The 23,156-nt window shown below is 58.9% G+C and carries 17 protein-coding genes; 10 read left to right on the top strand and 7 right to left on the bottom strand.

The features are described from left to right. The first annotated feature begins 123 nt into the window (after window positions 1-123). The 5 genes from hflK (at window position 124) to BF99_RS0115275 (ending at window position 5,287) form a co-directional block, all read left to right on the top strand. A complete protein-coding gene (hflK, locus tag BF99_RS0115300; RefSeq protein WP_025771651.1) occupies window positions 124-1,434 on the top strand; it encodes an FtsH protease activity modulator HflK in 1,311 nt (436 codons plus the stop codon). Beyond that, complete coding sequence (hflC, locus tag BF99_RS0115295) at window positions 1,435-2,295, top strand: protease modulator HflC (RefSeq protein WP_025771650.1); 861 nt, start codon at window positions 1,435-1,437, stop codon at window positions 2,293-2,295. 172 nt (window positions 2,296-2,467) lie between these two features. Then, the gene (locus BF99_RS0115285) at window positions 2,468-2,656 is read left to right on the top strand and encodes a DUF2065 domain-containing protein (RefSeq protein ID WP_306699900.1); all 189 of its coding nucleotides are present in this window, start codon (window positions 2,468-2,470) and stop codon (window positions 2,654-2,656) included. 31 nt (window positions 2,657-2,687) lie between these two features. Beyond that, window positions 2,688-3,992, top strand: a complete 1,305-nt coding sequence (locus BF99_RS0115280) for an ATP phosphoribosyltransferase regulatory subunit (RefSeq protein WP_025771648.1) — start codon at window positions 2,688-2,690, stop codon at window positions 3,990-3,992. Further along, on the top strand, window positions 3,989-5,287 hold the full coding sequence (locus BF99_RS0115275) for an adenylosuccinate synthase (protein WP_025771647.1): 1,299 nt from the start codon (window positions 3,989-3,991) through the stop codon (window positions 5,285-5,287). The genes BF99_RS0115280 and BF99_RS0115275 overlap by 4 nt, the downstream gene beginning before the upstream one ends. 750 nt (window positions 5,288-6,037) lie before the next feature. Here BF99_RS0115275 and BF99_RS23080 read toward each other — a convergent pair. Next, complete coding sequence (locus BF99_RS23080; RefSeq protein WP_156013368.1) at window positions 6,038-6,211, bottom strand: hypothetical protein; 174 nt, start codon at window positions 6,209-6,211, stop codon at window positions 6,038-6,040. Window positions 6,212-6,592: 381 nt separating this feature from the next. Between BF99_RS23080 and BF99_RS0115245 the strand changes: the two genes are divergently transcribed. Next, window positions 6,593-7,024 carry a glycine zipper family protein gene (locus BF99_RS0115245; RefSeq protein WP_025771645.1) on the top strand — a complete coding sequence of 144 codons (432 nt, stop codon included), beginning with the start codon at window positions 6,593-6,595 and terminating at the stop codon, window positions 7,022-7,024. 304 nt (window positions 7,025-7,328) lie between these two features. On the opposite strand, the gene BF99_RS0115235 is transcribed toward BF99_RS0115245, so the two are convergent. After that, window positions 7,329-8,423: a PQQ-dependent sugar dehydrogenase gene (locus tag BF99_RS0115235; protein ID WP_231471406.1), complete on the bottom strand. Its 1,095-nt coding sequence runs from the start codon at window positions 8,421-8,423 to the stop codon at window positions 7,329-7,331. Between the two features lie 93 nt (window positions 8,424-8,516). Between BF99_RS0115235 and BF99_RS0115230 the strand changes: the two genes are divergently transcribed. Then, entirely contained in the window at window positions 8,517-8,993 is a 477-nt protein-coding gene (locus BF99_RS0115230; RefSeq protein WP_025771643.1) for a hypothetical protein, read from the top strand. A 134-nt stretch (window positions 8,994-9,127) separates the two neighbouring features. On the opposite strand, the gene BF99_RS0115220 is transcribed toward BF99_RS0115230, so the two are convergent. Then, window positions 9,128-10,891 carry a tetratricopeptide repeat-containing sulfotransferase family protein gene (locus BF99_RS0115220; RefSeq protein ID WP_197019178.1) on the bottom strand — a complete coding sequence of 588 codons (1,764 nt, stop codon included), beginning with the start codon at window positions 10,889-10,891 and terminating at the stop codon, window positions 9,128-9,130. Between the two features lie 283 nt (window positions 10,892-11,174). On the opposite strand from BF99_RS0115220, the gene BF99_RS0115210 reads away from it, so the two are divergent. Together BF99_RS0115210 and bamC are read left to right on the top strand one after the other, a co-directional pair. Then, window positions 11,175-16,214, top strand: a complete 5,040-nt coding sequence (locus BF99_RS0115210) for an NAD-glutamate dehydrogenase (protein ID WP_025771638.1) — start codon at window positions 11,175-11,177, stop codon at window positions 16,212-16,214. A gap of 159 nt (window positions 16,215-16,373) precedes the next feature. Next, a complete protein-coding gene (gene bamC / locus BF99_RS22155) occupies window positions 16,374-17,627 on the top strand; it encodes an outer membrane protein assembly factor BamC (RefSeq protein ID WP_197019177.1) in 1,254 nt (417 codons plus the stop codon). A 165-nt stretch (window positions 17,628-17,792) separates the two neighbouring features. Here bamC and der read toward each other — a convergent pair whose 3' ends face one another. The 4 genes from der to hisS all read right to left on the bottom strand — a co-directional run bounded on the left by der (window position 17,793) and on the right by hisS (window position 22,879). Continuing rightward, window positions 17,793-19,217, bottom strand: coding sequence for a ribosome biogenesis GTPase Der (gene der, locus BF99_RS0115200; protein WP_306699895.1), 1,425 nt, complete (start codon window positions 19,215-19,217; stop codon window positions 17,793-17,795). Between the two features lie 56 nt (window positions 19,218-19,273). Next, a complete protein-coding gene (locus BF99_RS0115195) occupies window positions 19,274-20,665 on the bottom strand; it encodes a PQQ-binding-like beta-propeller repeat protein (RefSeq protein ID WP_025771634.1) in 1,392 nt (463 codons plus the stop codon). 30 nt (window positions 20,666-20,695) lie between these two features. Beyond that, on the bottom strand, window positions 20,696-21,508 hold the full coding sequence (locus tag BF99_RS0115190) for a YfgM family protein (protein WP_025771633.1): 813 nt from the start codon (window positions 21,506-21,508) through the stop codon (window positions 20,696-20,698). A gap of 75 nt (window positions 21,509-21,583) precedes the next feature. After that, window positions 21,584-22,879 (bottom strand): histidine--tRNA ligase, encoded by a 1,296-nt coding sequence (gene hisS / locus BF99_RS0115185; RefSeq protein ID WP_025771632.1) that lies wholly within the window; start codon window positions 22,877-22,879, stop codon window positions 21,584-21,586. Between hisS and BF99_RS23075 the strand changes: the two genes are divergently transcribed. Then, on the top strand, window positions 22,869-23,042 hold the full coding sequence (locus BF99_RS23075; RefSeq protein ID WP_156013362.1) for a hypothetical protein: 174 nt from the start codon (window positions 22,869-22,871) through the stop codon (window positions 23,040-23,042). The two genes, hisS and BF99_RS23075, sit on opposite strands and share 11 nt — an antisense overlap. Window positions 23,043-23,156: the final 114 nt, after the last annotated feature.

Genomic DNA, 23,156 nt, shown 5'->3' with positions numbered 1-23,156 from the left:
TGAGTCACATCGTTCTTCGTCGGCGTTCTTCGTCGGCACATCGTTCCTCGTCGGAGTGAATCGTTCGGCGGTATCGCTTTTCGCAACGTTCGATCTTTCCTGACGCTTCGGGAGTTTTTCAAGATGGCATGGAATCAATCGGGAGGAGGGGATCAGGATCCTTGGAGCGGCCAGGAGGGTCGCGACAAGGGTCCGAACAGGGATCGCAACAAGGGCCAAGGTGGGGGGCAGTCCGGCCCGCCGGATCTCGACGAGATTCTTCGCAAGTTGCAGCAAGAAATCCGTCGATGGTTCGGTCGCGGCGGCTCTTCGAATTCATCCTCTCCCGAGACCCCTTCCGGGGGCGACCGGGGTTCGTCGGGCCAAGGCGGACGATCATCGGGTTTTGCGGGCAAGGTTCGCGCCGGGGGCTCGATCGTCATCGGTCTCGTTGCGGTCGTGCTCCTTGCAATATGGTGGCTTGCCGGGGTGACGATCATCCAAGAGCCGGAAGAGGGAGTGGTTTTGCGCTTCGGCCACTTGCATCGGGTGATGCAGCCGGGCTTCAACTGGGCCCCCAAATTCATCGATACCGTCGAAGTGGTGAATGTCGACAGGGTGCGCGTCGTTCAGATCGGTTTTCGCAGCCGGGGCAGCGGCAATTCGAGCGTTCCGCGCGAGGCCTTGATGCTCACCAAGGATGAAAATATCGTCGATATCCAATTCACGGTGCAGTACAAAGTCGACGATTCGGCGAAATTCCTCTACCAGAATGCGGATCCGGAGACCGCTTTGGTTCGGGCGACGGAAAGCGTGGTGCGGGAAATCATCGGAAGAACGCTGATGAGATCGGTGATCACCGAAGAACGAGCCACGGTCGCCGACGAAGCCGATGAGTTGATCCAAGAGGTCCTCGATCTCTATCGTACCGGCTTGCGGGTCACGAGTGTCGATATGCAAGATGGTCAGCCTCCGGAGCAGGTGCAAGCTGCGTTCTCGGATGCGATCAAGGCTCGAGAGGATCAAGAGAGAATCATCAACGAGGCCAAGGCTTACGAGGCGGATGTCGTTCCCAAAGCCCGCGGTGAGGCCAATGCCATCCTCGCTCGTTCCCAAGCCTATCGCGAGCGGGTCGAGGCGATCGCCGAGGGTGATGCATCGCGCTTCGAGCAGATATTGAAGGCCTATCGCGCGGCTCCGGACGTGACCCGCGATCGTCTTTATCTCGAAGCCGTCGAATCCGTCTTGGCCAATACCAGCAAGGTATTGGTCGATATCCCCGAGGGAAACAATCTCATGTACCTCCCATTGGATCAGATCGTCAATTCCAGACGCGGGAATTCCGATGCGGGGCGTTTCGATTTCGAGAGCCCGACATCGGTCAACGATGTCGATACCGCCCCATCCGGGGATTTGCGCTCGCGTAATGACCGCTCGGCCGGGAGGAGTCGTTAGATGAATATCAAAGCCCTTGGGGTATTGGTTATCGGCTTGGTGATTCTCGGGGCCATGAGCCTGTTCACCATCAATGAGAGCCAGACCGCCATCCTCTTGCAATTCGGCAAGATCCAACGCACCGATATCCAGCCGGGATTGCACTTCAAGATACCGGTGGTGCAAACCGTTCGCACATTCGACCGTCGTATCCAAACCCTGGATAGAGAGCCGGAGAGATACCTCACTCAAGAGCAAAAGAACGTGATGGTGGACTTCTTCGTCAAATGGAAGATTGCGGATGTACAGCGTTTCTACACCGCTGTCGGAGGGGATATCAATCGCACCAACGATCGCTTGAGCGAGCAGATCATCAGGCGTTCTCGGGATGAATTCGGTAAACGTACCGTCCAACAGGTGGTCTCCGGCGAGCGAACCGAGATCATGGATAAACTGGTGGTGGCGGTGCAAGAGCCGGCGGTCGAGCTCGGCATCGAGATCATCGATGTGCGTATCAAGCGGGTGGATTTGCCCGAGGATGTCAGTCAATCGGTCTATAACCGGATGCGCTCCGAGCGGCAGGAGACGGCCAATCGTTTTCGCTCCGAGGGCGAGGAGGAAGCGCGCGAATTGCGGGCCAAGGCCGACAAGCAGCGCGAGGTGATCATCGCCGAGGCCGAGCGCGAAGCCCAGATCACCCGCGGTGAGGGGGATGCTCGGGCCATCGAGATCTACGCTGCGGCCTACGAGCGCGATCGCGAGTTCTACCGCTTTTATCGTAGCCTCGATGCCTACCGGAATACCTTCAGGAGCACCGCCGATATCTTGCTGCTCGAGCCGAACAGCGAGTTCTTCCGCTATTTCAAGGAGCCGAATCCGTGAGCCGGAGCATTCGTGACCTGCGATCGGCGCTTGTCGATATCGTTGCCGCTTGCCATCGAGCGCGCTTGTCTCGGCCGGCGGCATCTTTGCGATCGATCATGCAATCTGCTTTTTTCTCGGACAAGGCATCGGCTTCGGCGGGTTATGCTGCTAAGGGTGCGAGGGCGATCTTTTGATATGGGACGATTTGCTGGCGGCATTGGCTTTGGTGCTGGTCATCGAGGGCATCGTGCCTTTTTTGAGTCCGAAGATGGTGCGCAGCGCGATGCAAGGGATCGACAGAATGAGCGATGGCATGCTGCGCCGCATGGGTTTTGTCTTGATGCTCTTCGGCTGTCTGCTTCTTTACTTCGTGCGCTGATCGAGCGCGCGATCGCGCTTTTTCGAAGTCGGTGAATCCCACTCGAGAACGCTGGTTGTTGCCCGAGGGAATGGAGGAACTCGTTCCTCCTCATTCCCTCGTGCTCGAGCGTGTGCGCCGCGACTTGCTCGATCATTTTTCCCGCTGGGGATTCGATCTGGTCACCCCGCCATTCATCGAATATTTGGAATCCTTGTTGACCGGGGCGGGAGAGGATCTCGATCTCCAAACCTTCAAACTGATCGATCAGCTCAACGGGCGCATGATGGGGGTGCGCGCCGACATGACCCCCCAAGTCGCCCGGATCGACGCTCGCCGCTTGCGACGCGATCATCCCGTTCGTCTGTGCTATGCGGGAACGGTGTTGCATGCCCTCCCCGATGGCCTTTCCGGCACTCGCAGCCCCTTTCAGGCGGGGGCGGAGATCTACGGTCATGCGGGGATCGAAAGCGATTGCGAGGTGATCTGTTCGATGCTCGAGTTCTTGGCGAAGATCGGGATCGGAACGCTGCACCTATGTATCGGTCATGTGGGCATCTTCCGTCATCTCGCCAGGAACGCCGGGCTCGATCCGCGCAAAGAAGCGGCCCTGCACGAGGTCTTGCAGCGCAAGGCCACGGCCGAAGCCGATCGCCTGCTCGATCGGTGGGGGGTCGATGCCAAGTGGGCGAAGGCGATCGTCGCTTTGATCGACGAGGCGAGGGTCTTGGATGCCGATGCGCTCGATGCGGTTCCGACGAAGCCTTTTATCTCGCCCGATAGTCCTTTATCCGACTGCGGGGAGGTCATCGAGTCGGCCTTTTTCGATCTCGATCGGCTCGTGCGAGCGATCCATGCGCGATATCCCGAAATCGAAGTGCAAATCGATCTCGCCGATTTACGGGGCTATCGCTACCACACCGGTACGGTCTTCGCCGCTTTCGTTGCGGGCTACGGACGCGAGGTGGCGCGCGGGGGGCGCTATGACGAGATCGGTGGGGTTTTCGGACGCTCTCGTGCGGCCACCGGTTTCAGCATGGATCTCAAGGTCCTCGTTTCCTTGCTGGCCGATGATATCGGCGAGGGGCGCTCGATGGTCAAGGCGGTGCAAGTCCCTTGGTCCGATGATCCCGAGGTGCACGATGCGATCGCTTCTTTGCGGGATAAGGGCGAGAGGGTCGTTCGATGCCTGCCGGGGGAATCCCCGGAGCCGGGGGCGCGTCTATTGGTGCGACGAGGTGATGGGGCTTGGGAGATCGTCGATGGCATCGATGGCATCGATGATCCCGTCGAAGAGAGCGAGCGGGCAAAAACGCTCGGATCCTCACCCGAAGCGACGAAGGGGAGCCAAGGATGAGCAAAGCGGTGGTGATTGTCGGTGCGCAATGGGGCGACGAGGGCAAGGGGAAGATCGTCGATCTGCTGACGGATCGCGCCGACTTGGTCGCGCGCTTCCAAGGCGGGCATAACGCCGGGCATACCCTCGTCATCGGCGGGCAGCGCACGATATTGCATTTGATCCCCTCGGGGGTGATGCGAGAAGGAGTGCAATGCTTGATCGGACACGGGGTCGCGCTATCGCCCACCGCCCTCGTCGAGGAGTTGGAGATGCTCGAGGCGCGGGGTATCCCCGTCGCCGAGCGCTTGCGGATCAGCGATGCCTGTCCCTTGATCCTCGGCTATCACGAGGCTTTGGACCGAGCCCGGGAGTTGGCTCGGGGCAAGGATGCGATCGGCACCACCGGTCGGGGGATCGGTCCTGCCTACGAGGATAAGGTCGCTCGTCGCGCCCTGCGTACCGGCGATCTGCTCGATCCCGCCGGGTTCGATGAAAAACTCAAGGCCTTGGATGAATACCATAATTTCCTTCTCGTTCGCCAGCTCGGAGCCGATCCGGTGGATTCGATGGCGATACGAGATAGCCTCGAGGCGGCGGCCAAGCGAATCCGTCCGCTGCTCCATGATGTCCCGGCCATCTTGCACGATGCCCTCGATGCCGGACGGCGGATCGTGCTCGAGGGGGCACAAGGCAGCAGTCTCGATATCGATCAAGGGACCTATCCTTTCGTCACCTCGTCGAATACCACCGCCGGCGGCGCAGCCACGGGGAGCGGCCTCGGCCCGCTCGATATTTCATACGTCTTGGGGATCGTGAAGGCTTATGCCACCCGGGTCGGCTCCGGCCCCTTCCCGACCGAACTCCATGATGAAACCGGTCGTCTTTTTGCGCAGCGCGGACAGGAATTCGGTGCGACCACCGGTCGCCCCCGGCGTTGCGGATGGTTGGATATGGTCGCCTTGCGACGCGCCATCCGGATCAACGGCATATCGGGGCTGTGTCTGACGAAGCTCGATGTTTTGGACCAATCCCCGACGATACGCCTTTGTATCGGATATCGAAAAGAGGATGGATCGGTGCGGAACACGCCGCCCACTTCGGCAAAAGCCCTCGCTCGCATGGTTCCGGTCTACGAGGAAATGCCGGGTTGGGAGTCATCGACCAAGGGCGCTCGCTCTCGCACCGAGCTGCCCCCCAAGGCGAGGGATTATCTCGCTCGCATCGAGGAGATCGCTCGAGTCCCCATCGATATCATCTCCACCGGTCCGGATAGACAAGAGACCATCGTCGAGCGTCACCCTCTCGATATTTGACGGATCGATGGGTTCTCGGTCAAGCGCTTCGATGAGAGGGGCGAAGGAGGGTCGAGGGTGGGGCGCGATCGAGAAAAGGGATATTTTCGGCGGGAAGGAAAACCCGAGAAAATAGGACAGGATCGGTGGGTCCATCGAAAAAACGATTGGATGAATAGATCATTCATAAGGTCAGGAGGAAGCGGCAGTGCGGTGGGTGGTACCGCTTTGACAAGGAGCACGACCACTCCCCCCTGACGCTTGGGATATTACACGATATTCGCCGTTTTCGCATCGATCTTATCCACTCGATACTTTGGATTTTTGCGGGTACGAAGCCCCGTCTTCGATCTCTTTTTCGACCTTGGGCCGATGGAGCCTTTTTGCCGATGTCAAAGAGGCGATATCGGGGCGAAGGCGATTTTCGATCCTTTTTCGATATCGCCGGGGATTCGCCTTTGAATCTCGAGCATCGAATGCAATCCATACCCCATGAGTCTTATCGGAAAGATCGATAGATCGATAGATCGATATCGATCATTCATCCACAGGCGCTTGTACTTTCGGATTTCCGGAAGATAAACAATTCCCGCCCCGATCCTTGATTTCCTCGCCCCTTTTATGTATGATCATCCCCGGGTGATGCTCGATGCTTTGCTTTGCATCGAGTGGATGATGACAAGGAGCACGAGATGGCACGCAAAACCGGATGCTGGCTTGCCCAGCATCATGCGCCGAGCGTCATGCTTGGCGGTCGTTTTATCGATTCTTTCAAACAAGACCCTTCGCCTGCGGATATGCAAAGGCATATCCCGGCGGTGGATTATTTATCTGTGTTTTGCTTGCAAGAGAAGATATCGTCGATGCCGCTCGGCTCGACGGCTGTTTCGGTTCTTTATCTTTTTTATCATCCAAAAAATCGATGGTCGGGAAAGGCTTGTTCAAGTCGATCGATATCGGCTCCGTTCAAGCCCTCATGCTCGCTCTTCGAGTATCCCCGTCGCCGTCGATATGAATTCGGATCGCATCATCGTCGAGAAAAGCAAAGAGAGATTTTTATTTTGAATCGATATAGGAAGGATCTTGTCTTTGTCGAGGATCGATGGGCGAAGCGATCCCCTTCGTCGGGATTTTTTCCGTCGAGCCTTGCCTTGACGATGCCTTCCATCTCGATGGTTATATAGATAGATTGTTCTCATATTCAGCGCTCATCTGAGTTCGAAGACGAGCGAAAACGGGTGGTATCGCTTGATGACAAGGAGCATGATCTGCCTCTTTTGGCACTGCAACCCGATCGTTTTTACGATCGAAACGAGGAGAATTGCAATGCGGTCGAAGAAAGCTTTTGTGGTATTCATCTCTTTGGCGATGGTCGGTTGTGCCATGCAACCCCTATCGGAATATCGACCGGTGGTCGATGCCAAGAGAACGGATATGAGCGAATTCGAATCGAATTTGGCCGACTGTCGCGCGATCGCCATCGAACTTCAAGAGGAGTACGAGAAGCGGCAAGCGAATGAGATGATGACGAATTTGATCGTCGGTGCGCTCGTTGGAGGGGTGATCGGTTCGATCGCCGGCGACAGTGGCAACTATCAAGGGCGATATACCAGAGCCGGTGCCGTTGCCGGTGCTTTGGCATCCGCATCGGACAATGCATATAGCGAGGATATCGTGCGTTTCGGTCCCCGCCGGGTCGTCGACCGATGCATGAGCGATCGGGGATATCGCATCTTGAACGATATCGGAAGGGGATAGATCGACGCTTCGATCCAAGCGATGGATCCAAGCGCTTTGCCAAGGCATCGATGGATGAGCCATGTTCCTCGGGTTTTTGTTTTATAAACCCGTGCCTTTGGTTGTTGTGGAAAAAATGAAGGACAGGGCATGATAAGTTGCGCTTAGGCGAGGTCGATGTTTTGCGCAATTGCGAAAGGTCGGCGTGCAAGGGGCGACCTAAGGTCGGGATCGAAAGATCCCTTTTCGATCCCGACCGGATGCTCGATCGCTATAAGATGGTGAAAACGCTTCCGGTAAAACGCAGCGGAAGGCTCCCTTCGGATCAATTCGAATCGGCGGGAAGCACGCGCCAGATTTTTCCGCTCTCATCGCCTGCAGGCTCGGACAGGATATAGATCAATCCGTCCGGTCCGGTGCGCACATCCCGGATGCGGGCATCGATTTCGGCAAAGAGATCTTCGGTGCCCGATACCTCGGTTTTATCCATATCCAGCCGCACGACCTTGCGAAATACCAGGCTGGTGACGAAGATATCCCCGGTCCATTCGGGGAAGGCCGCTCCGCGGTAGATGGTCATTCCCGAAGGAGCGATCGAGGGGGTCCAGTGGTGCAACGGTTGGGCGGTGCCGGGATATGTCGTATAGGGAGAGATGCGGGCCCCGGAGTAGTCGATGCCCCAAGTGGTGATCGGCCAGCCGTAATTCACCCCGGGCTCGATCAGATTCAACTCGTCGCCGCCGCGGGCGCCGTGCTCGATCTGGAAGATTCGCCCGCTCTTCGCATCGTAGAACACGCCTTGCGGGTTGCGGTGGCCGTAGCTGTAAATCTCGGGCCGGGCTCCGGATAGGCCGATGAATGGATTGTCTTTGGGTACCTCGCCGGTGTCGGTGATGCGCACCATGGTCCCGAGGTGGTTGCCGATATTTTGCGCCTCTTCGCGAAAATCGAATCCGTCGCCGATGCTGATCAGCAATGTTCCGTCGCCGAGAAAGGCCATGCGCGCTCCGTAGTGCACCGCCGTATCCTTTTCCGGCAAGGCGTCGAATACGGTCTCGACATCCAAAAGCCGCATGCCGTCCAAGTCGAGCGTTCCTCGCACGATACGGGTATGGTTGCGGCGGCGATCGCCGGCGGCGAGGGAGAGATAGACCAGCCGATTCTCGGCGTGCTTCGGATGCAGCACCACATCCATCAGCCCGCCTTGCCCGGCGAAGTAGGCCGGAGGCACCCCGGCGATCGGCTCGTCGATGCGCTTTTCATCTCTCACCAAGTGCAAAGTTCCGGATAGCTCGGTGATCAGCATATCGCCTCCGGGTAAAAAGGCCACGCTCCAAGGGAGATCGAATCCTTGGGCGATGACTTCGAGGCGGTAGCCTTGGGCTTGGACGCAAGTCACCAGACCTAAGCTTGTCAGCAAGACGATGCAGTGTTTTCTCATGGGTGTTTTTTATTTGAATTCCCGGTTGTTTGAATTCCATCGTCTTTGCGGCTCGTCTTTCAACCCGTCATAATGACGCCGGGTTTGGGCCGCATTCGAGTCGCCATCGAGGACGATGACATGGGATTGCTGCGTCGAATCATCGCTTTTGCGGTGTCGTTGCTGGTGCTGTGCGCCTTGTCCAGCTTCATCAGCACGCAGTCGGTCTTGCATCGGCTCGAGGCTCTCGAAGCGACGGTGCCGATGGGATTGTCGATGCAGATGATATTCAAAGATATCTTGGGGACGCTGCCGCTCTTTTTCCCCATTTTCGGTACGGGCCTGCTCTTGGGGCTGTTGGGGGCGAGGCTTGCCGAGCGCTTCTTCGCCAACCCCAAAGGCGTGATCCATGCCGGTGCGGGATTCATCTGCGTGCTGACGACGTTGATGGTCATGGAGGCTGCATTCGGAATCGTTCCCATCGCCGGGGCCCGCACCCTTGCCGGGGTATTTTGGATGTCCTTGGCCGGGGCGTTATCCGGATTGATCTATCGGCGCCTCGCTCGATAGGAGGCGATCCGCGATCAAATGCGGATTGCTCTTATCGCTCATCGGTATCGACGCTTGAATCCTCGCCTCGGATGGATCGGCTTCGGAGCGAGGCTGCGATCCCCGCTTCCTATCCGTCGGATGGCATCGGGCTTCTAGGTATCGGATGGATCCCGATCCCCTCGACCATCGAGACCCAAAGCCTCTCGCATCGATCCCAAGAACCGGTGGTAGTGGCGCGCCCGACCGGAGGAATGACCGTAGATCGGTTGTCGCACCTGCCAAACGCTGGCGGTGCGCACGCTGCGCTTCACCTCGTGCGGGCGCAAACAGGCATCGTCCCAAGGCAGATCGATATGGTCGAGCATCGCCCTCACCGACGGCTCGGGATCTTGAACGAGATCCTCGTAGTCCACCGATAGGATCCTCTCCCCGATCATTGCCTGCCAGTGATCCATCAGCGAATACATGCCTTTGATATGGTGCCCGATGGCGGCCAAGTCATAGGAATACTCGTGGCCGACCCAAAAATCGGTGAAATAGACGGAGATGGCGATATCCTCCGGATGACGTCGGCAATAGATGATCCTCGCTTTTGGCAGGATCGCCGCGATCAATCCGAGATGGAGGTAGTTGCCGGGGAGTTTGTCGGTGATCCGCTGGGCATCGGATGAACGAGTCCGCAGGAAATCGAGATAGCCTCTTCCCATCGTCAGGCATTTTTCGGGATCGATATCCGCAAATCGCTCCGGATAACCGAGCCCGCCTTCGCCTTGCGCTGCCGAATCCCCCCACGCCAGTTGATCGATCTCTCGCAACTCCCCGGCACCGTATACTTCGGGATGGGCGCAAAGCAGCTGCTCCACCAGCGAAGTGCCGGAGCGGGGCATCCCGACGATGAAAACGGGTATCGGATCCTCTCGACCGCCGGCACCGAAAAGGCCGGATCCAAGGTTCGACGACTCCCGATGCTGCGATTGCCTTTGCAACCATGAGGGGGTGAAGGTCTTGCGGATCCGCTTCATCAAGGCCAAGGACGATTCGACCCCTTTGCGGGCCGCTTCGGCGCGGCTTGCATTGGCTTTCTCGAAATGCGAGAAGGCCTCTTCCCACTCCCCTCGATCGTCGTGTATCTTGCCCAGAGCGAGATGAAGATCGCGCGCCTTTTTCGGATCATCCAACCCCAAGGAGGCGGCCCTTTTCACCTTCGAGATATCCTCGTCGTCATCGCCCTTGTTGCCGAATCTTCGGGCTTTGGTCAAGGCCAGCGCGGCCTTGGCGAAACCGGGGTCGAGGGAAAGGGCTCGACGATAGCAGGCATGGGCCTTTTCGAATTCCCCGATCGTGCTGCGCAGGCTGCCGAGATTTGTCCAATAATCAGCGGAATCGGGGGCGATCTCGACCGCCTTCTCGGCGAGGGATAGCGCGTTCGTGGAATTTTCCGTCTCGATCATCACCGCCGAGAGCTTGGCGTTGATTTCCGGATCGTCGGGGGCGAGGCGAAGGGCTTTTTCCAGGCATTCGCGTGCTTGCGGCAAATTGCCGACGAATACGAGGGCATGACCCAAATTCATCCACGCGGAAACATAATCGGCATCAAAGGCGAGGGCTTGGCGATAGCACTCGATGGCCCCCGAGTAGTCGGCGCGTTCTTGTAGGAGATTCCCGAGATTGTTGTGGGCGATGGGGATGGCGGGATGGCGGGCCAAAAGGCGACGGTAGCGTTCGATGGCAAGGGATTGCCGACCCTTTTCGCGGGCCAAGGTGGCAAGAAGATGCAGGGCATCGGGTTGATCCGGCAGGGCATCGAGGACGCGTCGAGCGTATTTTTCCGCTTCTCGTTCCCTTCCCTTGCCGTGGCTTTCGAAGGCGGCATGCAGCCACTTCGACAGGCGTTTTTGCGTATTGACCTTGTTCATGCCTTGTCTGCGATGGATGGGGAGAACGAATCCTTCGCCCGTGCCGGGCCAAAGCGCTGTTCGGATTCGAAGCGGACGGTTTTCAAAATACCGCATCGTCGAGCCGTCGGGAGCGACGGATCCGGTTTTTCGATGGCGACCGATCCTCGACGATGGCAACGATGGTATCGAATGTTAGGGGATATCGAGTCGCCTCGAAGGATCGCCCCTTCGATGAGATCTCCATCGCACCCCTCCACCACCGCCCATCACCGCTCGTATTTTGCCAAGGAGTCGTCAATCGATGAACGTTCACTTCGATTCTCGTCGGGATGAGCTGCTAGCAGCTCTCAAGGAGATGGCTTGCGAGCGCGCACCGGGGGAAGAGGCGGCGCTCGTCAGGCATTTCGTCGATCGCTACTACGCCGATATTTCCTTGGATGATCTGCGCGATCGCGAGCTGGCGGATCTCTACGGAGCGGCGGCATCGCACTTCGATTTTTGTTATCGGCGCCAATCGCAGGAGATCCATCTTCGGGTCTACAACCCCCAACTCGAGCGGCATGGCTGGCAATCCACCCATAGCGTGGTGGAGATCATCACCGACGATCGTCCCTTTTTGGTCGATTCCGTCCGCATGGTATTGAACGATCACGGGCTGACCTGCCATTTCATGGTCAACCATGTCATGCGTTTTCGGCGCCAAGAGCAAGGATATATCGAGGCGATTTTGGACGGGTCCGAGAGCCTAAGGATGCCGGAAGGGGATGACCTTTCGCCCCCGGATGCCTCGGCGCCCCCGGCGGCGGTCATGGAGTCGATGCTGCTGATCGAAGTGGATCGGCAAACCGAGGAGGAAGCGCTGATCACGCTCGCCGATTCGATCCGATGCGCTTTGCACGATGTGCGGATCGCGGTCGACGATCGAGATGCGATGCAAAGCCGTTTGAGGGAGGCGGCATCGGAAATATCGATGCCTCGATCACCCGGATCGCAAGGCGAATCCTCCTCGATATCCGATGGTACCGACGTGCGCGAGGAACGGGCTTTTCTCGAATGGCTCGATGACGGCAATTTCGTTTTTTTGGGCTATGTCAACTGTCGGATCGAGGGCCTGGAGGATGGTTGCCTTCCGCAACCCGGCAGCGGGCTCGGGCTCTTGCGAGACGACTATCCGCGCTCGGGAGATATCTGGTCGGGTCTGCCGCCGCTGCCCTTGCCGGCTCTTTCGCAGGCTGCGGATCCCTTGTCCGAGAGCGTCGACGAGGATGATCCAAGGCCTGCGGCCGATGCTCGCACCTTTTCTCGTATCGCTTTGACCCGCGCCAGCGCCCGTTCCACCGTGCACCGACCGGGTTATCTCGATTATGTCGGTATCCGGCAGTTCGACGCTGCGGGGGAACTATGCGGCGAGCATCGTTTCGTGGGTCTTTATGCCTCGTCGGCTTATTTGCGCACCCCGGAGGATATTCCTTTGTTGCGCTACAAGGTGCGACAAACCTTAAGTCTGGCCGGGTTTCCGGTCACCGGCTATGCGATGAGGGCCTTGCGCCACATCATCCATACACTGCCTCGCCCCTTGCTCTTTCATCTTCCCGTTGCGGCCTTGCTCGATACCGCCATCGGTATCTTGCGCTTGCAAGAGCGTCGGAGGATCCGCCTCTTCGTGCATCCCGATCCCTTCGGCGAGTTCATCTCCTGTCTCGTCTATGTCCCGAGGGAGCGTTATAACACCGCCGTCCGCACTGCGATCCAGAGCATTTTGGAGGATGCTTTGGGGGCGGTGGATACGCAGTTCGGTATCCAGCTCAGCGAGTCGGTTTTGGCCCAGGTGCATTTCCTCATTCGGGTCGATCCGGCGCATCCCCCTCATTACGAAGTCGTCGAACTAGAGCGCCGGCTGCGCAAGGTCAGCCGGACATGGAGCGACGATCTCTACGATGCCCTGTTGGATCGCTTCGGCGAGGAGCGGGCGGCGCACCTCTTTAGGCGTTATGGCGAGGCCTTCCGCTCCGGCTATCGGGAGATCTACTCGGCGCGGATCGCGGTACTCGATATCGAGAAAATGGAGCGGATCCGGCAAGGCGACGATATCGAGATGAGCCTTTATCGCCCCTTGCATGCGCGCGAGGGGCGGCTTCGTTTCAAGCTCTTCATACTCGGAAAGCCGGTCTCTTTATCCGATATATTGCCGATGCTGGAGAATATGGGGCTCGAGGTCGAGGAGGAGCAGCCGAGCCGGATCGATCGCGCCGGAACCTCGGCGATTTGGCTGCACGATATCGGCATGTGGCATACCGAAGGGCTCGACATCGATCCGGATCGGATCGGCGATCGCTTTCGAGAAGCATTCGCCCAAGTATGGTCGGGGGAGGTCGACAACGACGGCTTCAATCGCTTGGTGTTGGGCGCCGGTTTGAGTTGGCGCGAGGTCGTCGTTCTGCGAGCGGGTTGTAAATACCTGCGCCAAGCGGGGGTCGGTTTCAGTCAGGACTATATGGAGGATACCTTGGCGGCCAATCCCCATATCGCCTCGATGCTGATCGAACTTTTCCGGGCTCGTTTCGATCCCGCCGCCGGGGGCGAAGCCTTGCCTCGTAGCGACGAGGCTTACGCTTCGGGGGCATCGGCGATGACCGGTGCCGATTCCCGGGATGAAAGAGTCCTCGAAGTCGAATCGAGGATCGAGGCCGCCTTGGACGATGTGACGCACCTCGATCAGGATCGCATCCTCAGAAGTTATCTCGGGATTGTCCGGGCGATGCTGCGCACGAATTATTTCCAGCGCAACGAGAAGGGATCGCCCAAATCCTATCTCTCGATCAAGCTGGATCCGCATCGGATCGAGAGCCTTCCCGAACCCCGTCCGAAATACGAGATATTCGTCTATTCCCCCGAGGTCGAAGGGGTGCATCTGCGGGGCGGGGCGGTGGCCCGGGGAGGCATTCGGTGGTCGAACCGTCGCGAGGATTTCCGCACCGAGGTCTTGGGCTTGGTCAAGGCCCAGATCGCGAAGAACGCGGTGATCGTGCCCGTCGGCTCGAAAGGCGGTTTTGTCTGCAAGCGCTTGCCGCCAAACGATCGCGAGGCGATCTCGGCCGCAGGGATCGCCGGTTATCGCACCTTCATCCGCGGCATGTTGGATCTGACCGACAACCTCTCGGGCGGCGAGGTGATTCCTCCTTCGGATGTGGTGCGTTATGACCCGGACGATCCCTATCTCGTGGTGGCCGCGGATAAGGGGACCGCGACCTTTTCGGATATCGCCAATGCGCTGGCCCATGAATACGGATTTTGGTTGGGCGATGCCTTCGCTTCCGGAGGCTCGCAAGGATACGACCATAAAGGGATGGGGATCACCGCCCGCGGGGCGTGGGAGTCGGTCAAGCGCCACTTTCGCGATCTGGGGATCGATGTCCAAAACGGCGATTTCACGGTGGTCGGTATCGGGGATATGGGCGGGGATGTTTTCGGCAACGGGATGCTTCTTTCGCCCCATATCCGATTGCAAGCGGCCTTCAACCATCAACATATCTTTCTCGATCCCGATCCCGATCCGAAAAGCGCTTTCGAAGAGCGCAAGCGATTGTTCTCCTTGTCGCCCTCGACATGGGATGATTACGATCGCGCTTCGATCTCGAAAGGGGGCGGTATCTGGCCTCGCAGCGCCAAATCGATTCCGATCTCCTTCGAGGTGCGAAAGATGCTGGCGATCGAATCCGATATCGAATCCCCCTCCATGACCCCCAACGAGTTGATCCGGGCGATATTGCGATCCCCGGTGGACCTTCTATGGAACGGGGGGATCGGGACCTATGTCAAATCGACCCTCGAAAGCGATGCCGAGGTCGGGGATCGAATCAACGATGCGGTGCGGATCAACGGCGATCAGTTGCGCTGCCAAGTGGTGGCCGAAGGGGGGAATTTGGGGCTTACCCAGCGCGGTCGCATCGAATACGCCGCCGCCGGAGGACGGATCAATACCGATGCCATCGATAACTCCGGCGGGGTCGATTGCTCCGATCGCGAGGTCAATATCAAGATCTTGTTGAACGATGTGGTATCGAGCGGGGATATGACCTCCAAGCAGCGCAATCGATTGCTCGAGGAGATGGGCGACGAAGTCGCATCCGATGTGCTGCGCAACAACTATCTTCAGACCCAGGCATTGGGAACCGCCCGCAGTCTGGCGGCCTCGTTGTTGGAGGTTCATTCGCGCTTGATCCGGCGCCTCGAGAGGGACGGGGTATTGATGCCCGCGATCGAGTATCTGCCGGAAAGGGAGGAGATCGAGGAGCGCCGCGCCGCCGGGAAGGGATTGCTCACACCGGAACTCTCGGTGTTGATGGCTTATGTCAAGATCCACCTCTTCGAGCGACTCCTCGCATCCGGGCTGTCGACGGAACCCTTCGCCTCGAGTGAGCTGCAAGGCTATTTTCCCTCGCCCTTGCGGGATCGTCATGCGGATCGGATGTCCGCTCATCCCCTTGCGCAGGAGATCGTCAGCACCGTGGTCGCCAACGAGATGGTCAATCGTTGCGGCATCACCTTCGCCTATCGACTCGGCGAGGAGACCGGAGCGGATGAGGCGGATATCGCTCGCGCTTACCTGGTGGCGCGCGATGTCTATGAAATGGATCGAATCTGGCGTTCCATCGAATCTTTGGATCATCGGGTACCGGCAGCGGCTCAGATCATGATGCTTCAAGAGACCCGCAAACTGGCGGAAAGGGCCGCTCGTTGGCTATTGCGCAATCGCCCCAGGCCCTTGGATGTGGAACGAGACGGCATTCGCTTTGCCGATGGCGTCAAAGCCCTGCGCGGGCTTTTGCGCGATCTCCTGACGGCGGAGAATCGCCGGGTGATCGATGAAAATGCCCTCGGGCTGATGCAGCAAGGAGTGCCCGAGGAGATCGCCTTGGAAGTCGCCGGTTGCAACGATCTGCTCTTCGCCCTCGATGTGGTGGAGATCGCGCACAGTGCCGATACTCCCTTCGAGGAATCGGCCACGGTTTATTTCACCATCGGCGAGGCCTTGGATTTTTACTGGATACGAGCCCAAATCGGACTTCTTTCCCGCGAGAATCGCTGGGAGGCGCTGGCCAGGGCGGCATTGCGAGATGATCTCCACGTGCAGTTGAGCGCGTTGGCCTTGGATGCCTTGCGCATGAACGCAGGCGATTCGACTCCGGCGGAGCGAGTCGAGATTTGGCTTTCGCAAAACCATATACCGCTCGCTCGCTGCCGCGAGATCCTCTCCGATCTGAGGAGCATGGAACGCACGGATTTCACGATGATTTCGGTGGCGATGGGCGAGATTCGCACTCTACGCCAATCCTTGTAGCATAATTCCCCTTCGAGTCATCGATGGATCGTTGTGTTCGATGGCCGGCTCATCGGCGGCCACCCTATGTTCATGTCCATGGTGCGTTTGCATAGGCAACGATATCGGCGATCGGATTCTCCGGTCGCCGAAGGAATATGTCGTATCCCGGAGAACGAGATGCAAAGCAGGCAAGTCAACGAGAACCGGATCGATAGCGAGGAGATCGAAGTGCGAACCGGAGCGAAGAAAGAGGATTCGATCGAAGGCAAGGCATCAATTCCATTTCGGATCGCGACCCTCTCGATCGCATCGATCCTGATCGCTTTGACCGGATGCACCCAAACGATCACGGTCGATGATCTGATTCCCGAACGGCAGCCTCCCTATCGATCCAGCACCAGCCTTCCCCCGTTGGAAGTGCCGCCGGATCTCGAACGGACCGCGATCAACGATCCCCTCGCTCTTCCGAACCAAGGTGCGACGCATTCGCAATATGCAGCCGGGAACGATCCGTCGAATCCGGCGGTTCTCCCGAGCGTGGATAGCGTTTCCATCATGCGAAACGGGAATCGGCGGTGGTTGGTGGTGGAAGCCGAACCCGAAGCCCTTTGGCCTCGTCTGCGCGAGTTTTGGTTGCGACAGGGTTTCACGTTGGTCAAAGAAGAACCCGCATCGGGGGTGATGGAGACCGATTGGCTCGAAAGGAGCGGCGATTTGCCCGTTGGCTTGGTCCAATCCCTGCTCAGCAATATATCGAAAGTCCTCTACGGGGTCGGGGTGCGGGATCAGTATCGCACCCGCATCGATCGAGCGGATGAGCCGGGGGCGACGGAGATTCACATCTCGCATCTGGGAACGGAGCGGATCTTTTCCGACGGCGAAGCCACCGGACAGCGGCATCGAGAGGGTGTGGGGGAGATGGTATGGAAGCCCATCGCTGCCGATCCGGGGCTCGAAGCGGAGATGCTGACCCGGATGATGGTCTTCTTGGGGTTGAAAGACAGTCAAGCCGATTCGCTGATCGAAGGAACGCCGGTATCGGCGGTCTTTGCTCGGATCGAGAGCGACGAGCGTCATCCTCTTTTCTTGCGGTTGGAGGAGGATCCGCAAAGCGCATGGCAACGCATCGGAAGGGCTTTGGCCCGAGCGGGCTTTACCATCGAAGGCCGGGATGAAGCGCAAGGCGTCTATCGGGTGTCCTATATCGACGATACAGCGTCCGAGGCATCCGCTTCATGGCTATCGGGTTTGAAGTTCTGGGAGCGTTCGGGATCGAAAGAACCCGAGCCCGAGACTTATCGCCTTCTCCTGATCGGGCAGAACGTCGAAGGCGTTTTGCATACGCGCCTTGTGGTGCAAAAAGACGATGGGGTGCCCGATGCCGGCCCCGATGCCATGAGGGTGCTCTCTTTGCTGCAAAGCGCTCTTTGAGCATCGGCGAAGGGCCGGCTTTTCATGCGCCTTCGATATCGGATCGGATTTCGAGTGAAACCCTTCGATGATTTCTCCTCGGCGACTTCTTCGGGGTATCGTTCGAAGTCCTTGGCATCTCAGCCTTGGATCTCGCGCGATCTTGAGGTCAATGCCATTCGGATTTTATTTGCGGGCGACGTGACGCATCAGGCGTTTGCGTTTTTTCACTTGGCGGGGCGTCAGCTGATTGCGCCGCCCTTCGAAGGGATTGTCGCCGCTTCGCAGTTCGAGACGGATCGGGGTGCCGATCAGATCGAAGGCGGCGCGGAAGCGGCCGATGAGATAGCGCCGATAATGCTCGGGCAGGCAATCGCTTCGGTTGCCGTGGATGACGATCACCGGCGGATTGACTCCTCCTTGATGGGCATAGCGCAGACGAATCCGCCGTCCGCGGATCAGCGGCGGCGGGGTCTGATCCAATGCCCGTTCGAGGGTGCGAGTCAGCTTGCTCGCGCATAGGCGGGCAAAGGCGGAGGAGCGGCATCGAACGATCCGCTGCATCAGCTCCCCCAATCCCGATCCGTGCTTGGCGGAGATCGGGCAGCGAGGACAAAAAGAGGCGAATCCGAGCCTTCGCTCGGCTTCGGATTTGAAGGCATTTCGCTCGCTGCGCGAAAGACGGTCCCATTTATTGAGGGCGATCACCGTCCCTCGGCCGCTTTTGATCGCCAGCCCCAATAGCGAGAGATCCTGCTCGCTCAATCCCTCGTCGGCATCGAGCATCAGCACCGTGACATCGGAGTCGGCGATCGCTTCGAGCGATTTGACCACGCTGAATTTCTCGATCGTTTCCGATATTCTCGCTCGTCGGCGAATGCCTGCGGTGTCGATCAATACATAATTCCGTCCTTGATATTCGAAGTCGATCTCGATGCTGTCGCGGGTGGTGCCCGGTGCATCATGGGCCAACATTCGGGCCTGTCCGCATAGACGGTTGGCGAGGGTCGACTTGCCGGTATTGGGTCTTCCGATCAGGCTCACGCGAATCGTATCCTTAGCAGGCGCCGCCGACTCATCCTTGCCTTTCTCGCAAGGGAAGATGGATTCGATTCGATGGAATATCCGCGCAAGCCCTCGACGATGGACGGCGGCTATCGGGATCGGATCGCCGAGTCCCAGGAGATGGAATTCGGCGGTGGCGGTCGACTCGTCCAAGCCGTCGGTCTTGTTGACCACGGCGATGATCGGTTTGCCGCACTGCCGCAACCGATCGGTGATTTCCCGATCCAATCCCACCGCCCCCTCGCGGGCATCGAGGATCAGCAAGAGGATATCGGCCTCTTCGATCGCCAGCCGAGTTTGCGCGGAGATCATCTGCGGGATCGCCGGGCTTATCGCGGCGGATGGATCCGCGGTGGCTTTGTCGGTCAGCCCCCCGGTGTCGATGATGATGAGATCGCGCTCGTCGACCCGGATCTTCCCATAACGCCGATCTCTGGTCAGGCCGGGAAAGTCCGCCACCAGAGCGTCCCGGCTACGGGTCATGGCGTTGAACAAGGTGGATTTGCCGACATTCGGTCGCCCGATCAGGGCCAAGGTCAGGGGCACGATTCAAATCCTCCGACGGCTTCGGCGAGGCCATCGGCCGCGGGGTTTTCGTTTTTTTATGGTCCGCCAGGACCCTTGGGCGCCCAAGCGGTCAGAGTTCCCCGATCATCGAGCACGAAAACCGCCTCGTCCGTGATCAGCGGCATGGCGCTCACCCTCGCCGTCCTCCAGGACGAGCGGGTGCGGGCCACGAAATCCCCGTTGGTGGCGTCGATCCAATGAAGATAGCCTGCGAAATCTCCCACCACCAAGTATTCCCCTTGGGGGGAAACGAACTCCACCGGTCGGGTGAGTCGTCGGTGTTCCAAACCCTCTTGCCGCCAGATCGCATCCCCGGAATCAGGACTCAGCGCCCATAGATGATCGTTGTTATCTGCGACATAGAGGCGAGCGCCGGGGGTGGCTCCGGTATGGGAGGAGATATCCCTTTGCCATCTGCCTTGGCCATCGAGGAGATCGACGGCGGCGATATGCTCCTGAAAGACCGTGGTATAGACCGTATCGCCCGAGATCGAAGGACCGGCATCGATATCGACCAAGCGATCCAGCTCCGTGCGACCCGATGGCGTGCCCAAGCGAGCCTCCCATAGCACATCGCCCGATGCCAGTGCGATGGCGGCGAGAAGGCCGCTATCGAATCCCGCCAGCACACGATCGCCTGCCACCACCGGATCGCCGGTTCCGCGCAATGAGAGCGCCGGGACCGTGCTGTCATGCACCCAAAGCCGATCCCCGCCGGCGCCGTCCAAAGCGAAGAGGCGTCCGTCGACGGTGCGCACGATGACCACCACGGTCCTTTCCCCCGCATCGTCGCTCGAGGCTTCGCCCGCATCCGGTGCCGGGGTTTCGCTCGCATCGCCGATCGATGCCCGGGGTACCTCGCCGATAGCGGGGGTGGAGAGGATCTCGCTCGAGACGGTGGCCTCCCACAACCGACTTCCATCGGCGACGGAAAAGGCGATCACCTGTCCCTCTCGGCTTCCGACCACCGCTTGCCCGAAGCCCACCCCGGGGCCGCCGGAGATTTCGATCCCGGTATCGATCCTCCACCGCCGGCCGCCGTCGGCCTTCGAATAGGCGCTTAGATCCCCGTCATGACCGGCGACGATGATATGGCCCTCGTCGCTTTGCATCGGCGGGAGATCGATATGCTCGTCACCGGTTCCGGATGAGGCGTTTTTGCTCCAGATCTCGCGAACATCGATCGAGGGCTCGAAGTCGACGAGATCCGCAGGGGGCAGGGCATTGTCTCGCTCGAATAGATTGCCGCAGCCGGCAAGGACGAGTCCGGCGACCCCGGCGAGCCCGGCCTTGGGCAAGAAAGAGCGTCGCCGCTCGTCGCCGCCGCAGCGCTGTCGAGCCGAATCCGAAGCCTTTTTCGAGATCCGTCTTTCGGTGCGATCGATCTGCGGATCGATCTGCAAAGGGTGGCGGCGATCAGCGAGCATGGGTCGAATCCTGCGATATGGATAAAGTGATCATCCGTCCACGGACGAAGCGCTATCGTCATCGCCCGATGCATCCTCGTCCGGCGCCCCTTCGGCCGGCGTCTTGTCCCCCGATGAGCGAGAATCGTCCGAATCAGAGGAGGAATCGACCATATCGTCGCTCGAAAGCGACTCGGCGATCCGTCCGAGATCATCGATTTTGGCGTTCAAACGCCGATCGATCTCCCTTTGGAGGGGATCGTCGTCGGCATCTTCGGCCTCTTTTTCATCGAGCAAGGATCGATAGAGTCGACGAGCCGCCTCGATATCCCCGCTCAATCGTTGGGCATCGCCTTTGAGCTCGATGACGAGGTTTCGAAAGGGTTCGGAATCGGGATCGGAATCGATCCGATCGAGCGTCGACAACGCCCCGGGGAAGTCGTCGGCATCGATTTGCAGGCGGGCCATCTGAATCCGAGCGATGGTATTCACCTCCGGTAGTTTTGTGTCGTCCGAGTGTTCGATCGCTCGTTGTAGATGCGTTTTCGCCTGCTCGGTATCGTCGCTATGCACCGCAGCCCTGGCGGCCAGCAGCGAGGCCAAGGAGGTATAGGGGGAGTTCGGATAATCATCGAAGAAGGTCTCGGCGCGAGCGAGTACCTTGTCGCTTTCGCCCTCGGCACTGTCTTCGATCATTTCATGGTACTCGACGGATGCGCGCTCGATCCGATCGTTTCGGTGGTTCTGCCACACACTCCAGCCGCCCACCGAGACCGCCCCCACCAAGACACCGGTGACGATGGCCTTGCCGTATTCGGACCACCACTTTTTCAGTGATTCGATCTGTTCTTCTTCACCTGCCATTGAAATGCCTCACTCGTTTTTTCGCCCCGTCCAAGGAGCGTTGCCGAAGGGATCGATTCATTCCCGGATCGACGATCAATGATCCGGGAGCGCAGGCGTTGGCGCCGCATCGGCGGCGGCGATCAATGCCGATATCCCTTCCAATGATATCGATGACTGCGGGGTATCCTTTCGAAGATCTCGAACCGTCAACGCTCCATCGCGAATTTCCTCTTCCCCGAGTAAAAAGGCGAAGCGAGCCCCGCTTCGATTCGCCCGCTTGAGTTTGGCCTTGAGGCTCGCACTCTCGGCGTCGACGATCAGCCGCAAATCCGAAATCGCATCGCGCAGCCGCTCGGCGACGGCGTGAGCGGATCGCTCTCCCGCTTCTCCGATGCCCGCAAGGTAGGCATGAGGGACAGGGATCGAAGGCTCGACTCCCGAGAGTTCCAGCAGGGCCACCAATCTCTCCAAGCCGATGGCGAAGCCGATCGCCGGACTCGCCGATCCCCCAATATCGGCGATCAGATCGTCGTATCGTCCCCCGCCGCAGACCGCACTTTGAGCCCCCAAGGCGTCGGTGGTCCACTCGAAAACCGTTCCGGTGTAGTAATCGAGGCCGCGCACCAAGCGAGGGTTGATTCGATATTCCACTCCCGCCTCGCCGAGCATCGCTTCGAGTCGTTCGAAGTGGCCAAGAGCGGCCGGATCGAGGCGATCGACGATGCGCGGAGCGGCCTCGATCAAAGGTTGCATCGCAGGATTCTTCGAATCGAGGATCCGCAGCGGATTCGTCTGCAGTCGCCGCCGGCAATCATCGTCGAGCTCGGCGCTGCGGGATGAAAAATACTCCACCAGTTCCTTGCGATAACGCTTTTGGATGGTCCGATCGCCCAAGGAATTCACTTCCAGCACCGGATCATCGATCCCGAGCATCCTCCACAGTCGCCGGCTCATGACGATCAATTCGGCTTCGGCGCTCGCATCGGCGATGCCGAGGATTTCCACATCGAGCTGATGGAACTGTCGGTAGCGTCCTTTTTGCGGTCGCTCGTGCCGAAACATCGGCCCCATCGCCCACACCCTTTGGCCGGGGGTGCGCAACAGGCCGCTTTGGATCGCCGCTCGGGCGATGCTCGCGGTGCATTCGGGGCGCAGGCTCAGGCTATCGCCGTTGCGATCGTCGAAGGTGTACATCTCCTTTTCGACGATATCGGTGATCTCCCCGATCGAACGTCTGAAGAGTTCGGTGCGTTCGACGATCGGGGGGCGGATTTCCTCGTAGCCGAAGGAGGCGAGCAGCGTGCGCATTTGTCGCTCGATCGATTGCCAAGCGCCCACGGCACTCGGCAGGATATCGTTCATCCCGCGGATCGCCTTGATGGAATTCATATTCGGGCCTTCGGACTCGAAAGGGGATGGCTTCGAAAAGCGTGGTATGGAAATCCAAGCCGAAGCGAATGCGCTTGTATCGCGCTTTTATCCTTCTTCTCGCCTCTTCGGCGAGGGATTCTTTTTTAGCGAAAGAATTGCATTTTTTCCTATTTCACATTAGTACCGGTCGATTGGATGTTCAAGGTCGTTTGTTTGCGCGTTTGGATATGAATCATCGAATTCCCGGCAGGCGAATTCTCGATGCGCGAATCTTTTCTCCTTGGCATCGAGATTG

Origin of the sequence: Thioalkalivibrio sp. HK1 (assembly GCA_000583135.1) — a bacterium.
Taxonomy (GTDB): Bacteria; Pseudomonadota; Gammaproteobacteria; order HK1; family HK1; genus HK1.
The sequence above is the reverse complement of the archived record's forward strand: the minus strand, read 5'-3'. Positions and strand labels throughout refer to the sequence as shown.

What these genes read in the sequence shown, in the direction of transcription:
- hflK (WP_025771651.1), top strand. Translation starts at nt 124, where the DNA reads ATGGCATGGAATCAATCGGGAGGAGGGGATCAGGATCCTTGGAGCGGC.
- hflC (WP_025771650.1), top strand. Translation starts at nt 1,435, where the DNA reads ATGAATATCAAAGCCCTTGGGGTATTGGTTATCGGCTTGGTGATTCTC.
- BF99_RS0115275 (WP_025771647.1), top strand. Translation starts at nt 3,989, where the DNA reads ATGAGCAAAGCGGTGGTGATTGTCGGTGCGCAATGGGGCGACGAGGGC.
- BF99_RS0115245 (WP_025771645.1), top strand. Translation starts at nt 6,593, where the DNA reads ATGCGGTCGAAGAAAGCTTTTGTGGTATTCATCTCTTTGGCGATGGTC.
- BF99_RS0115230 (WP_025771643.1), top strand. Translation starts at nt 8,517, where the DNA reads ATGACGCCGGGTTTGGGCCGCATTCGAGTCGCCATCGAGGACGATGAC.
- BF99_RS0115220 (WP_197019178.1), bottom strand. Translation starts at nt 10,891, where the DNA reads ATGAACAAGGTCAATACGCAAAAACGCCTGTCGAAGTGGCTGCATGCC.
- BF99_RS0115210 (WP_025771638.1), top strand. Translation starts at nt 11,175, where the DNA reads ATGAACGTTCACTTCGATTCTCGTCGGGATGAGCTGCTAGCAGCTCTC.
- bamC (WP_197019177.1), top strand. Translation starts at nt 16,374, where the DNA reads ATGCAAAGCAGGCAAGTCAACGAGAACCGGATCGATAGCGAGGAGATC.
- BF99_RS0115195 (WP_025771634.1), bottom strand. Translation starts at nt 20,665, where the DNA reads ATGCTCGCTGATCGCCGCCACCCTTTGCAGATCGATCCGCAGATCGAT.
- BF99_RS0115190 (WP_025771633.1), bottom strand. Translation starts at nt 21,508, where the DNA reads ATGGCAGGTGAAGAAGAACAGATCGAATCACTGAAAAAGTGGTGGTCC.
- BF99_RS23075 (WP_156013362.1), top strand. Translation starts at nt 22,869, where the DNA reads ATGGAATTCATATTCGGGCCTTCGGACTCGAAAGGGGATGGCTTCGAA.
- hisS (WP_025771632.1), bottom strand. Translation starts at nt 22,879, where the DNA reads ATGAATTCCATCAAGGCGATCCGCGGGATGAACGATATCCTGCCGAGT.